We start from the raw sequence: 12985 nt of genomic DNA, 5'->3' as shown, positions 1-12985 counted from the left end.
GTCATGACGACAGCAGCGAACAGGAAGATCCGCGTCGGACTGCAGATCCAGCCGCAGCACGCCGACTACGCCACGATCCGGCGAACCGCCTCGCAGGCCGAGGAACTCGGCGTCGACATCGTCTTCAACTGGGACCACTTCTACCCGCTCTACGGTGAGCCCGAGGGTGCGCACTTCGAGTGCTGGACCATGCTGGGCGCCTGGGCAGAGTCGACCTCGAACGTCGAGATCGGCGCGCTGGTCACCTGCAACAGCTACCGCAACCCGGAACTGGTGGCGGACATGGCGCGCACGGTCGACCACATCTCCGGCGGCAGGCTCATCCTCGGCATCGGTTCCGGCTGGTTCGAGAAGGACTACGACGAGTACGGCTACGAGTTCGGCACCGCGGGCGGCCGGCTGGACGACCTCGCGGAGTCGTTGCCGCGCATCGAATCCCGCCTGGCCAAGCTGAATCCGGCGCCGACCCGGGACATCCCGGTGCTGATCGGTGGCGGTGGCGAGAAGAAGACCCTGAAGCTGGTCGCCAGGCACGCCGACATCTGGCACGGCTTCGGTGACGTCGAGGTGGCCGGGCGGAAGGTGCGCATCCTCGACCAGCACTGCGCCGACGTGGGCCGTGACCCGGCCGAGATCGAGCGGTCCGTCGGCGTGCAGTCCGGTCCGGACGAGCTCGGCAAGCCCCTGCTCGACCTCGGCATCACCACGTTCACCGTCGGCACCGGCGGGCCGGACTACGACCTCGACCTGCTGAAGAAGTGGCTCGCCTGGCGCGACGCCCAGAACGGCTGATCCGCTCAGTTCCGTTTCGCCCTGCGGTGCGCGGCCACCCGCTCTCTGGTCGCGCACCGCGGGGAGCAGTACTTCCGCGGACTGCCGTTGCCACCGGTGACGAACGGTCTCCCGCACGGGGCCGAGGCGCACAGCCCGCCGGGTGGTTCCTGACGGTCGGCGAGCAGCACCGCGAGCGCCAGGCAGGACGAGGTGATCAGCCACCGCCCCCACGGCCCGTCGTCGGCGGCGTCCGCGTGCAGGTGCCACGGGTGCTCCCCGCCGTGCGTGGTCAGTCGCGGCGGCCGCGCGTGCGCGGTCAGCAGGGAGTTGAGCGTGGCGGCCGCACGGTGGGTATCCGGTGCGGCGAACACCTCCCGGATCGCCAGTGCGGCCTCCCTCAGCTCGGCCAGGTCCGGTGCGGTCAGCTCGAGCGGCTCCCGTTCGCCGTGGGCGCGCAGCACCTCGGCCACCCGCCCCGCGTCCGGCTCTCCCGGCCGCAGCAGCACCTCGAGCAGGTCGGCGGCGCGCACGGCGGCCGCACGCGCGGTGCGGCCCGGAGCGGGTTCGGCGGTTCCGTCGGGCACCCCGTCACTGTAACGTCATTCCTGTGCAAAGCCGTTACCGAGGACGGGTCACGCTCTTCGGTTACCTGATCGGCGCCGGCTGCGCACGTACCGGCGACGAACTGTCCGCCCCCGCCCTGCTGCTGCTGGGCCTGACCATGACGGGCTCGCCCGCCGCCGCCTCGGCACTGCTCGCGGCGCTGACGATCGCCGCCGCCGCGGGCGGCCCCGTCCTGGGCGCGTATCTGGACGCGAGCAGGCACCCCGGGCGCACGCTGGCCTTCGTGCTCGCCGGCTACTCGGCCGGACTCGCGGCGATCCTGCTCGCTCTGCCGACGCTCCCGCTGCCCGCCGTGCTGGCACTGGCGGCACTCACCGGACTGGCCAACCCGGCGGTGGCGGGCGGCTGGACCGCACAACTCCCCGCCGTTCTCGGCGACCGCACCCCGGCCAGAGGTCAGGCCATGGACGCCATGACCTTCGGCCTCGCCGCGCTGCTCGGGCCCGCGCTCGCCGGGCTGGTGGGCGGCCTCACCGGAGGCTCGTCGGCGATGATGCTGGCGGCCGCGCTCGTCGCGGGCGCGCTGCCAGCCGCCCGCGCCCTGCCTCGACGGGCGAGCCCGCCCGTCGCGGTGCCGCTGCGGACGCGCCTGCGCGAGGGGTTCGGCGTCGTCCTCACCCGTCGCCCGCTGCTGCGCGCCACCGTCACGTCGATGATCTCCTACACCGGGATCGGGATGGCGATGGTCTGCTATCCCCTGCTCGGCCAGGCCCACCTCGGCGGGGCCGGGCACGGCACGGCGCTGCTCGCCGTGGTGGCCGGGGCGGGCATGGCCGCCAACGCGGTGCTGGCCCGCCGCCCGCCCGCGTGCGGACCGGATCGGCTGCTGCTCGCCACCACCCTCGTCATCGCCACCGGACTGGCGGTCACGGCAGCGACCGGCGAGGTCGTCGCGCTGGTCGCCGGTGCGGCACTGACCGGACTGGGCGAGGGCCCGCAACTGACGGCCCTGTTCGGCGTGCGGCACCGGGAGGCACCGGAGTCCGCGCGAGCGCAGGTGTTCACCACGGCGGCGAGCCTGAAGATCGCCGCGTTCGCCGCGGGCGTCGCGCTGGCCGGGCCGCTCGCCTCCGCCTCGCCCGCCCACTGCCTTGCCGCCGCCGCCTGCGCGCAGCTCCTCGCCGCCGGGGCCTACCTGCTGCTCAGGGTCCGGCCGGCCGGATACCGGCTCAGAAAGCCATCGCCTGGGCGCGGCGCTTGACCTCGGTGCCGTGATTGCCGCGCAGCGCCTCGATCGGTGAACCGCCCGCCAGCGAGTCGTCCTTCTCGAACAGCCACCGGATCATCTCCGTGTGGCTGAAGCCGGAGTCGGAGAGGACGGTGATGGTGCCGGTCAGGGACTTCACCACGGCACCGTCGTCGAGGAACGCGGCCGGTACGTGCAGGTCGCCGTCGCGGCGGATCGCGATCAGCGTGCCCTCACGCAGGAACTGGCGCACCTTGTTCTCCGACACGCCCAGCGAGTCGGAGACCTCCGACAGCGGGAGCATGGCGACATCGGCGCCGAGAACGTCATCGGCGACTGGGATCCCACTCACGGGGCACACCATGCCACATGCCGCCGCGCGATCCTTCGCCAGAGGCGCGTCGTCCGCGGGCGCGCCTCTCCGTAGGATCGTCTGTCGTGACACGCACGGACACCGGCCTGATCGGCGCGCTGCTGGACCGCCGCTACCGCGTCGACCGGCTCATCGCGCGCGGCGGCATGTCCTCGGTCTACCGCGGGGTGGACACCCGGCTGGACCGGGCGGTCGCGGTGAAGGTGATGGACCCGCGGTTCGCCGACGACCGTTCGTTCGTGGAACGGTTCGAACGCGAGGCCCGGTCCGCCGCGCGGCTGCACCACCCGCACGTCGTCGCCGTGCACGACCAGGGTGTGGACCGCTCGGCGGGCCCCGAGCACGGCCGGGTCTTCCTGGTGATGGAACTGGTCGACGGCGGCACCCTGCGGGACCTGATCGACTCCGGCGGCGCACTTGACCACCGGCTCGCGCTGAGCGTGCTGGAGCCTGTGCTCTCCGCGCTCGCCGTGGCCCACGGGGCCGGTCTGGTGCACCGCGACGTCAAGCCGGAGAACGTGCTGATCGGCCCGGACGGCAATCCGGGCACCCCGGCGGGCGGCGGGGTGGTGAAGGTCGCGGACTTCGGCCTCGTCCGCGCGGTGTCCAGCGCGGGGACCACCAGCGCCAGCATCATCCTCGGCACCGTCGCCTACCTCGCTCCCGAGCAGGTCACCACCGGGACGGCGGGCGAACCCGGCGACGTCTACTCGGCCGGGATCCTGCTCTACGAGATGCTGACCGGTCAGCCCCCCTACACCGGGGACACCCTGCTCTCGGTCGCCTACCGGCACGTCAACGACGACGTGCCGGCGCCGAGCCGGGCGGTGGCCGCGATCCCCGCCGCGATCGACGATCTGGTGCTGCGGGCGACCCGGCGGGATCCGCGGGCCCGGCCCGCCGACGCGGGAGCGTTCCTGGCCGAACTGCGCCGCGTGCGCGCCGAACTCGACCTGTCCCCGGTTCCCGTTCCGGTGCCGGTGCCTTCCGCCCCCCGGGCCGCGGAAGGCGGAACGGACCTCGGCGCGGGAGCGGGCGACGGTGCCGCGGCGGACGCCGGCGCGGACGGGACGACGGCGAGCGAGACCACCCGGGGTCTGCCCGCCGCGATCGGGCAGGCCCCGGCCACGGACGGCAGCTCGACCGGGACGCCTCCGGCCGGTGTGCCGGGCGGGGACGCCTCGATGAACGAGGTCACCATGCCCGGCTTCGCCGCGGCCACCGTGCCCGCGATGTCCCCGGCGGTGCCCGGCGGCCCCGTGGACCCGGCCGGCCCCCGCGGCACGAAGGCCCTCCTGCGGCCCGCGGCCGGGCACGCTCCCGGCACCGGTCCTGCCCGGACCCCACCGGCCGCGGGTCCGCAGGGCCAGCAGGTGGCGGCCGCGCGGCAGGAGCCGGAGCGGGCATCACCCTGGTACAAGCGGTGGGCGGCGCTGTGGATCGTGGCCGCCCTGCTGGTCGCCGGCGGAATCGGTGCCGGGATCTGGGCGCTGTCCGGCCCGGCGAACGTGCCGGTACCGGATTCCGTCGGCCAGCAGGAGGCCGCCGCCGACACGCTGCTGCGCGGGGCGGGGCTGACCCCGCAGGTGACTCGGCAGCGGCACAACACGGTGCCCGCGGGCTCTGTGGTCAGCACCGATCCGGCCCCGGGCGCCGAGGTCACCGAGGGCTCGACGATCGCGCTCGTCGTGTCCAGCGGCCCGCCGACCGTGCCCGACGTCGCACCGGGAACCGATCCGGCCGCTGCGGAGAAGGCGATCGGCGACGCCCAGCTCACCCCGCGCAGGGACAAACCCGGCGAGTACAGCCCGGACGTGCCCGCCGGAACGGTGCTGCGACTGGAACCGCAGCCGGGCAGCCGGGCCAACATCGGTGACCCGGTGAGCCTCGTACTGTCCAACGGTCCCGCCCCGATCCAGGTCCCCGACGTGGCCGGACAGGGCAAGGACGCCGCCTTCGCCGCCTTGCAGGCGGCCGGTTTCGCCCCCTTCGAAGCGGGCCAGGAATTCGCCGAGAACGTGCCGGCCGGCGCCGTCACCCGCACCGAACCGGGTGCCGGGACCACGGTGGACACCACCAACAACAAGGTGGGCGTCTACGTCTCCAACGCCGCGGAGATGCCGACCGTGGTCGGCCGGACCACCAGGGACGCGGTGGCGGAGCTGCAGAGCAAGGGTTTCCAGATCGAGGGGGCGGACGGTTCCGCGCCCGCGTTCAGTTTCGTCATCGACCAGCAGCCCGCTCCCGGCACCCGGCTGCCCGCGGGCAGCACGGTGCGGCTGCGGACCATTCCCTGAGCGGGACGGATCGGCGGCTCAGCTCCGCAGCATCTCGGCCACGAGGAAGGCGAGTTCCAAGGACTGCTGGGTGTTCAGCCGCGGGTCGCAGGCCGTCTCGTAGCGGCCGGACAGGTCGAGGTCGGAGATGTCCTGGGCGCCGCCGAGGCATTCGGTGACGTCCTCGCCGGTGAGTTCGACGTGGATGCCGCCGGGGTAGCTGCCGATCGTGCGGTGCACCTCGAAGAAGCCCTGCACCTCGTCGACGATCCGGTCGAAGTGGCGGGTCTTGTAGCCGGTGGACGCCTCGTGCGTGTTGCCGTGCATCGGGTCGCACTGCCAGATCACCTTGTGCCCGGACGCCTCGACCTTCTCCACGATCGCGGGCAGCACCTCGCGGACCTTGCCGTTGCCCATCCGCGAGATCAGCGTCAGCCTGCCCGGCTCGTTGCGCGGGTCGAGCCGCTGCACGTACTCCAGCGCCTGCTCCGGCGTCGTCGTCGGGCCGATCTTCAGTCCGATCGGGTTGGCGAGCAGTTCGGCGAAGGCGATGTGCGCGCCGTCGAGCTGACGGGTGCGCTCGCCGATCCAGAGGAAGTGCGAGGACAGGTTGTACAGCTTCGGGTTCGAGGCGTTGGCGTTGTCCAGGCGCAGCAGTGCACGCTCGTAGTCGAGCAGCAGGGCCTCGTGGCTGGCGAAGATCTCCGTCGAGTGCAGCGAGGTGTCGGTGACCCCGCAGGCGGACATGAACCGCAGGCCCCGGTCGATCTCGGCGGCCAGCGCCTCGTACCGCTCCCCCGCCGGGGAGGTGAGGACGAAGTCCTTGTTCCAGTCGTGCACCTGCGCGAGGTCGGCCATGCCGGCCCCGGTCAGTGCGCGCATCAGGTTCATCGCCGCGCCGGCGTTGGCGTAGGCGCGGATCATCCGGCCGGGATCGGGCACCCGCAGCTCGGGTTCGGGTGCCAGGGAGTTGATGATGTCGCCGCGGTACACCGGCAGGCCGAGCGCGTCGGTGCTCGCCGAGCGCGGCTTGGCGTACTGGCCGGCGATCCTGGCCACCTTGACCACGGGCAGGCTCGCGCCGTACGTCAGCACCACGGCCATCTGCAGCAGGGTGCGCAGGTTCGCGCGGATGTGCGGCTCGGTGTTGGACTCGAAGGTCTCGGCGCAGTCGCCGCCCTGCAGCAGGAACGCCTCGCCATGGGCCACCATCGCCAGCCGCGCGTGCAGCCGGTCGATCTCGGCGGGCACCGTCACCGGCGGCACGCTCTCGAGTACGCCCCTTGCCCGGCGGGCGAGCTCGGCGTCGGGCCAGTCGGGCTGCTGCGCCGCGGGCAGGGCCAGCGCGTCGTCGAGACGGCCGCGCAGCTCGGGAGGCAGGGGAGGCAGTTCGGGAAGGGTGTCCACGGGCACGTCCACTGTCCAGTTCACGCTCCTCAGCATACGAACGGCTCACCGCGGCCGACGCGGTGGGACACCGCTCCCAGTGAATGGACACCCGGCTTCGCACCGTCGGAGGTTCGCGGAGCAGATCGCCCGGACGACGCCGAACGGGCGGCGTACGCTGCACCCACTCGGCGGTACCACCGAATCCCAACCGTTACCCCGACGGCGGAACCGTGGCCCCGCGCGCTCGGTCGTAGCCCCGGGCGTTTCCCCGACAGCGTTGTCGCGGTCCTCCGGCCGGTCGGCCGGGCGACCCGCCCCGTGCCGGAGACGGCACACGCTCGCCGGCCGTCCCCGCCCGGCGAGCCCCCGACGAACGACGAAGGAGTCCCCATGAAGCGCGCACGCCTGGGTCTGATCGGCACCGTGGCCATCGCGGCGAGCCTGCTCGCCGGCTGTTCGGACGAGGAGGGCGCCGCCGCACCGCCGGCCGCTCCCCCGGCGCCCGCGCCCGTCGACGCCGCACCGGAGAATGAGTCCGAGGCACCCGCGAGCGACTCCGAGGAGGCGCCCGCCGGCGAGGCCGCGGCGCCGGGAACCGAGTACTCGCTGGGCGACAAGGCCGTCGTGCCCTACAAGTCGGGCAGCAACGAGGGCACGATCGGCATCACCATCTCCGCGATCGAGAAGGGCACTCCGGAGGACCTCGCTCCGCTCGACCTCGGCGACAAGGCCGAGGGGCAGGTTCCCTACTACATCCGCGTCGCCATCTCGAACGAGGGCGGCGAGGACATGGCGTTCACCTCCGCGCCCCGGCTGACCGGGCAGCTTCCCGACGGGGGCATGGCGGGCCGGGTGAGCATCATCGGCGACTTCGAGAAGTGCCAGAACGAGAGTGCTCCCAAGGACTTCACCGCCAAGGGCGCCAGCTACGAGACCTGCGTCCTCGCGGTCGCCCCTGAGGCGAGTTCGGTGGACTCCGTCCGATTCACCGAAGGCGACCAGTACGAGGACGCGGCACTGGTCTGGAAGGCGTGAGCGGCGCCGGTTCCTGATCGGGGGCCGGGGTGTCCCGGCCCCCGGCCACCTGCAGTACTGCGACGAGTCGCGGGTCCGCCCCGCGGACCCCCTCCGGCGGCGAGGGCGAGCGGGCAACCGGAGCCGTCCGGCGTCCGGCCGGGTCCGCCCGGGCGGTTCAGCGGCTCTGGTCGGTCGGGAACACCCGGTCGAACAGCCGTTCCAGCGGCGCACGGTGGTCGGCGTCGGCCGGGCCGGGCACGGCCTCGCCACCGCTCTCGACGTACTCGGCGAAGCGCTTCATGTCGTGCTGCACTCGGGAGCGGATCAGCCCGAGAGCGTCGCCCATGCTGTCGATGATCCCGGCAGGACGCAGATCCACCTTGATGTACAGCTCGCTGTTCCCCTCACCGGCCGCGGAGACCCGCGCCAGTCCGGTGTGCTGCGGGCCGTCCACGCTCGTCCAGTGCACCTCGGCGAACTCCTCGCTGCTGTCCACGTCGATCGTGTAGTGCCGCGGAATACCGCCGATCGAGTAGACGAAACGCAGCCGGTCCTGCTGGGCGGAATCGCGGGTCACCTGGTCGACGGACCGCATGAAGGCCGGATAGGACTCGAAGTCGGTGAACCGGGCGAATGTGTCCGCGACGGACGCCCGCACCGCGGTCGACGTCTCGATGATGCTCACCGTGGGCCACCTTTCTGGTTCGCACCCTCGTCGGAGGGGCATCCCAGTGCACCACAAGGGCTCCGGGCACGCAGACCGGCCGTCACCCCGCCGATCGGCGGACGGGCAGCGCACCATCGTCCTCGGTCAGCGCGGCGATGTCGTCGCCGGTGCCGAGGGTCAGCCCGTGCTCGGCGAGCAGCCCGGCGATCTTCGCGGCCGCGTTGCGCCTGCCCGCCGGGCCCGCGTTCATCACCAGCGCCAGGGTGGGGTCCGCGCCCTCGCCGATCCGGTAGACAGAGGGGCGCACGCGGCGCAGCGCGTGGGCGATCTCCCCGGGAGTGACGGGTTCGTCGGGCATCACCCCAGTGTCGCCGACGCCGCCCGGCGACCGCGCGCGCCCCTGTCTGTGTCTCGTCCGATGTGGACGTTCACGCGGCGGGCGAGCGACGGACCAGCACGCCGAGAATCAGCGCGAGCAGCGTGATCCCACCGAGGACGACGCCGATACCGGGATACCCGGCGACCGCAAGACCGGCTCCGCCGAGCGCTGCCCCGGCGAACACGCCCAGGCTCATCCCGGCGGCGTTCAGGCCGAGTGCCGCTCCGCGCAGGTCGGGGCAGCGGCGTACGAGCAGACCGATCAGGCAGGCCGCGACGACCGCGTGTGCCCCGCCGAGAGCCGCGGTGAGCAGCAGTGCCACCGGCAGCGACTCGGTGAGGTAGAAGCCGCCCATCGCGAGGGCCGCCGTGACCAGGCCCGCCTGCAGTACCCGTTCGGTACCGATCCGGGCGCTCGCCCGGTTGGTGAGCCGCCCGGTGATCAGGTTGCCGACGAAGAACGACGCGCCGCTCAGCGTCCAGACGAAGGCGAACGGCCCCGGCTCCAGGGCGAAGCGCTCGTCGTAGAACGCGGCCAGGTACGACAGGTAACCCATGAACGCCGCGGTGCGCAGCAAGGCGATCAGCAGCAGCGGCACGGCACCGGGAATCCTCGCCAGCGCGGCGAACGAGGCGAGGTATCCGATCCGGGCGTCCGATGTGGACGGACCAGCTACCACGGCGCGCCTGCCCCGCACCAGGAACAGGGCGGCCAGAACGAGCGCGATCGCCGCCACGGCCAGCAGGTTGCCCTGCCAGCCCCAGAGCAGGCCCGGCGCGACGACCAGCGGTGCGGCGAGCATCGCGGCCAGCGACTGCGTCGCGGTGACCAGCGTCGCCGCCCGGCCCGAGGCCGCGGCGGAGTCGAACCGGTTCGCCGCCGCGGTGGCGAGCGCGGGACCGAGCACCGAGGTGGCGGCGCCGACCAGGAAGCAGAACACGGCCAGCGCGAGGAAGTGCCCGGCGGCGCCGAGAACGGCCGACACGCCGAGCAGGGCCAGCCCGGCCGCCGTGACGAGATCGGTTCGGACGCGGTCGATCAGCGGGGCGCAGGCGACCCCGACGGCGAGCGAGGCGAGTCCGCCCAGTCCGCGCAACCCGCCCATCGCGGCGACACCGCTGTCCGCGTCCTCGGATATCGGCACCAGGAAGGTGCTGAACACCGTGAACGGCAGCAGGCTCACCGCCGATGCCAGCAGGATCGGCCAGAGCAACCGCGCCATCCGCAGATCGCCCGGCGGTTCGTCCACCGGGCCACCTCGCGGACCGGACAGCACGGGGGAACGCCCCTGGCCGGTGTCCTCCCGGCGCGCGCCCCTCACCCGCATCTCCCCGCCCTCACGTCTCCGACCCGTACGTGCACTGTCTTTTCCTTGCCGTGCAACGGTTTCCCGAACGATCACGGTTCACTCCGGCCGGTCACGGTAGCGGTACAGCACGGTCGGGTCCGCGCTGAACTGGGAGAAAGGGAAGGGTTCCGCGGAGAGGGCGGTGACGCCGTCGCCGAGGAACGCCCTGGCGACCGCGCTGCCGGTCTGCGCGTAGACCACGAGCGGCTTCGCCTTCGCCCGGCAGTGCCCGAGCAGGGCGTCGAAGCTGCCGTTGCCCAGCGTCATGCCGGTGGCGACCACGGCGTCCGCGGCCTCAATGGTCTCCGTCATGTCGGCGGACACCGGATCGCCCCACTGGGTACTGCGCAGGCTCAGGTCACAGGGCAGGCATTCGGCCCCTCGCTCGCGGATCGCCGCCACCAGCGGGTTGACCACACCGATGAGCGCGACCCTGCTGCCGGGGGCGACGTCGAGCAAGCCCGCGATCGCCGCGTCCCTGGCGCGGGCCCTGGTCTCGGGGGTGCCGCCCGGCAGCGTCACGGGTTCGGCGGCGGGGTCGTCCCGGTGCGGGCGGACCGCGCCGAGGTAGGCGTCCATCGCGGCTATCCGCACCGCCGGCGAGTCGTGCCGCAGCAGCTCGGCGAGCGGACGGCCGGACGCCTCCGCGCAGAAGTCCGGCGGCAGCTCGGATTCCTCGAACGAGCAGGCGCCGAACGCCGTGCCGGTACGCAGGAGCAGGTAGTGGTTGCGGTACGTCGTGGCGCCCCCGGCGAGTCGGGTGGTGTGGTGCAGCCAGAACGCGCTGGTGACGAGCAGTTCGCGGGGGGCGGGTCCATGGGCGCGGCCGAGTATCGACTCGGTGAGCGCGGCGACGTCGTGTACGGCCGGGAGGGCGGTCATCGGGCCGCACCCCGCAGTACCGAACGCGCTGCCTGGTGCGGGATCCACCGTTCGCGGCGGCGTCCCCAGTCCATTGTGGACCACGGCAGGTCCAGATCGCCGACGGTACCGATTTCGTGCGGGCGCATATCGCCGAAGGGCACCGATTCCCGATGCCGGGCGAAGGCCGAGTCGACGTAGCGGTGCCCGGTGTCCGGCGCCAGGAAGACGTACGAGCGGCGGCTGTCCCGGTGCCGCTCCCACCGGGTGGCGAGGTAGGCCGCCCCGGAGGACAGCCCGGCGAAGATACCGCTGGTGCGCAACAACTCCACGGCCGCGGAGGTGGCGTAGTCGAAGGAGATCCAGTGGATCCGGTCGAACAACTCGTGCCGGACGTTGCCGAACTCGATGGAACTGCCGATACCGGCGATCAGCATGTCCGGATCGGGCACCCGTTCGCCACCGAAAGTGACGCTGCCGAACGGCTGGACCCCGTGCAGGGTCACCTCCCGCCCCGCCGCCCGCAGCCGGGAGGCGATCGCACAGCTCGACGCGCCGGTGCCGACACTGCAGACCAGGCCGAGCGGTCCGGCGGGCGCTTCCCGATCGATGGCGGCGGCGACCTCGTGGTAGCCGAGGTAGTGGATGTCGTCGTGGTACTGCCGCATCCAGTGGTACGAGGGGTTCTCCCGGAGGATCTCGGCGACGCGCCGCACCCGCAGATTCTGGTCGAGGCGCAAGTTGTCCGAGGGCGGCATCCGTTCCAGCGTCGCGCCCAGGATCTCGAGCTGGACCCGCAGTGTCCGGTCGACGGTGGTGGATCCGACGATATGACATCGGAGCCCGAAACGGTGACAGGCCAGGGCAAGCGCGTGCGCGTAGATGCCGCTCGAACTGTCTACCAGCGTGTCCCCCGGCGCCACCGCCCCGGTGTCGAGGAGGTGGCGTACCGCGCCGAGTGCCGAGTAGACCTTCATCGTCTCGAACCGCAGGCACAGCAGGTCGCCGTCCACCGCGATCGCGTCGGGTTCCTTCACCGCGTCGGCGAAGTGCTCGTACATCCGTGCTCCAGCCTCCGGGGCGTCACCGCCCCGGAAATCGTGGGATACATCGACATCGGCGCCGGGGACGCCGGCATCCCGGGCTCGCCCGCCGCGCGGGCCGGGCAGGCTGGGTCGCCGCTCCGGCCACGCGAAGGTTTACATACAATGAAAACCATTGTCAACTAATTCGGACAGTAGTGCCCGCAGGCACCCTGGAGCGAGGAACCTGCCGTCCACAGTGGACCGACGGTGAAACGAACGGCTTCCGGCGCCTCAGCGCGGCATGCGCCGCCAGATCGCCCTGGGCACGAAGCGCAGGGCGGCGAAGACCGGTCGCAGCACACCAGGGACCCACGCGACCCCGCGGCCACGCCGCAGCGCTCCCACCGTCGCGTCGGCCACCTGCTCGGGCGTGCTGGAGAACGGCGCCGGGGTCATCCCCTCGGTCATCCGGCCGATCACGAAACCGGGCCGGACGAGCAGCAGGCGCGCGCCGCTGCCCGCGAGCGCGTCCCCCAGGCCGCAGGCGAAGCCGTCCAGCCCCGCCTTCGCCGAGCCGTAGACGTAGTTGGCCCGCCGCACGCGCACCCCGGCCACCGATGAGTAGACGACGAGGCTCCCGCTGCCCTGGCGCCGCAACAGGTTCGCCACGTGGGTGAGCACACTGACGTGGGCGAGGTAGCCGGTGTGCGCGATCCGCAGCGCGTGCTCGGCCTCGCGCTCGGCCCGGTCCTGCTCGCCCAGCAGGCCGAAGGCGGTCACCACGACCTCGATCGGGCCGTGGCGCTCCGCCAGGCCGTTCAGCAGCGGACCGTGCGCGGCGGTGTCGTCGGCGTCGAATTCCACCGTCTCGACGGCCGTCGCCCCGGCCGAGCGCAACCGGGCACTCTCGCCGCCCAGTTCGCCCGCGCGGCGGGCGGCGAGCACCACGGGGCGGGCCCGCTCCCGCACCAGCCGCTCGGCCACGGCCAGACCGATCTCGCTGCGCCCGCCGAGTACCAGGATCGTCCCGTTCATCGCGGCGAGTCTGCCACGGTCACCGTCGGCG

The 12985-nt window shown here is 72.7% G+C and carries 13 protein-coding genes; 4 read left to right on the top strand and 9 right to left on the bottom strand.

Annotation, left to right across the window (positions count from 1 at the left end; genetic code table 11):
- Positions 1 to 3 precede the first annotated feature (3 nt).
- Positions 4 to 792 carry an LLM class F420-dependent oxidoreductase gene (locus CFN78_RS04810; RefSeq protein WP_094861340.1) on the top strand — a complete coding sequence of 263 codons (789 nt, stop codon included), beginning with the start codon at positions 4 to 6 and terminating at the stop codon, positions 790 to 792.
- Positions 793 to 797: 5 nt separating this feature from the next.
- Here the strand turns inward: CFN78_RS04810 and CFN78_RS04805 are convergent, their stop codons facing one another.
- Positions 798 to 1358: a CGNR zinc finger domain-containing protein gene (locus tag CFN78_RS04805; RefSeq protein WP_094861339.1), complete on the bottom strand. Its 561-nt coding sequence runs from the start codon at positions 1356 to 1358 to the stop codon at positions 798 to 800.
- 23 nt (positions 1359 to 1381) lie between these two features.
- Between CFN78_RS04805 and CFN78_RS04800 the strand changes: the two genes are divergently transcribed.
- Positions 1382 to 2599: an MFS transporter gene (locus CFN78_RS04800; RefSeq protein WP_240519265.1), complete on the top strand. Its 1218-nt coding sequence runs from the start codon at positions 1382 to 1384 to the stop codon at positions 2597 to 2599.
- Here CFN78_RS04800 and CFN78_RS29030 read toward each other — a convergent pair.
- Positions 2568 to 2936 carry an Rv2175c family DNA-binding protein gene (locus tag CFN78_RS29030; RefSeq protein WP_165777448.1) on the bottom strand — a complete coding sequence of 123 codons (369 nt, stop codon included), beginning with the start codon at positions 2934 to 2936 and terminating at the stop codon, positions 2568 to 2570. The genes CFN78_RS04800 and CFN78_RS29030 overlap by 32 nt on opposite strands.
- A gap of 86 nt (positions 2937 to 3022) precedes the next feature.
- Here CFN78_RS29030 and CFN78_RS04795 point away from each other — a divergent pair, with 86 nt between their 5' ends.
- Positions 3023 to 5254: a Stk1 family PASTA domain-containing Ser/Thr kinase gene (locus tag CFN78_RS04795; protein ID WP_094861338.1), complete on the top strand. Its 2232-nt coding sequence runs from the start codon at positions 3023 to 3025 to the stop codon at positions 5252 to 5254.
- Between the two features lie 18 nt (positions 5255 to 5272).
- On the opposite strand, the gene CFN78_RS04790 is transcribed toward CFN78_RS04795, so the two are convergent.
- On the bottom strand, positions 5273 to 6676 hold the full coding sequence (locus CFN78_RS04790; RefSeq protein ID WP_094861337.1) for a class II 3-deoxy-7-phosphoheptulonate synthase: 1404 nt from the start codon (positions 6674 to 6676) through the stop codon (positions 5273 to 5275).
- A gap of 336 nt (positions 6677 to 7012) precedes the next feature.
- On the opposite strand from CFN78_RS04790, the gene CFN78_RS04785 reads away from it, so the two are divergent.
- Complete coding sequence (locus CFN78_RS04785; RefSeq protein WP_094861336.1) at positions 7013 to 7657, top strand: hypothetical protein; 645 nt, start codon at positions 7013 to 7015, stop codon at positions 7655 to 7657.
- Positions 7658 to 7814: 157 nt separating this feature from the next.
- Here the strand turns inward: CFN78_RS04785 and CFN78_RS04780 are convergent, their stop codons facing one another.
- From CFN78_RS04780 to CFN78_RS04755, 6 genes are all read right to left on the bottom strand, one after another.
- Positions 7815 to 8324 (bottom strand): SRPBCC family protein, encoded by a 510-nt coding sequence (locus CFN78_RS04780; protein ID WP_165777447.1) that lies wholly within the window; start codon positions 8322 to 8324, stop codon positions 7815 to 7817.
- Positions 8325 to 8406: 82 nt separating this feature from the next.
- Entirely contained in the window at positions 8407 to 8664 is a 258-nt protein-coding gene (locus CFN78_RS04775) for a hypothetical protein (RefSeq protein ID WP_094861334.1), read from the bottom strand.
- A gap of 70 nt (positions 8665 to 8734) precedes the next feature.
- Complete coding sequence (locus CFN78_RS04770) at positions 8735 to 10006, bottom strand: MFS transporter (protein ID WP_240519264.1); 1272 nt, start codon at positions 10004 to 10006, stop codon at positions 8735 to 8737.
- An 84-nt stretch (positions 10007 to 10090) separates the two neighbouring features.
- Positions 10091 to 10915, bottom strand: coding sequence for a Rossmann-like domain-containing protein (locus CFN78_RS04765; protein WP_094861333.1), 825 nt, complete (start codon positions 10913 to 10915; stop codon positions 10091 to 10093).
- Entirely contained in the window at positions 10912 to 11955 is a 1044-nt protein-coding gene (locus CFN78_RS04760) for a pyridoxal-phosphate dependent enzyme (RefSeq protein WP_094861332.1), read from the bottom strand. The genes CFN78_RS04765 and CFN78_RS04760 overlap by 4 nt, the downstream gene beginning before the upstream one ends.
- A gap of 255 nt (positions 11956 to 12210) precedes the next feature.
- Positions 12211 to 12954 (bottom strand): decaprenylphospho-beta-D-erythro-pentofuranosid-2-ulose 2-reductase, encoded by a 744-nt coding sequence (locus tag CFN78_RS04755; RefSeq protein ID WP_094861331.1) that lies wholly within the window; start codon positions 12952 to 12954, stop codon positions 12211 to 12213.
- Between the last annotated feature and the right edge of the window lie 31 nt (positions 12955 to 12985).

This window comes from Amycolatopsis antarctica, from assembly GCF_002262875.1.
GTDB classification, from domain to species: domain Bacteria; phylum Actinomycetota; class Actinomycetes; order Mycobacteriales; family Pseudonocardiaceae; genus Amycolatopsis; species Amycolatopsis antarctica.
This window is presented reverse-complemented; position numbering and strand designations above follow the sequence as displayed.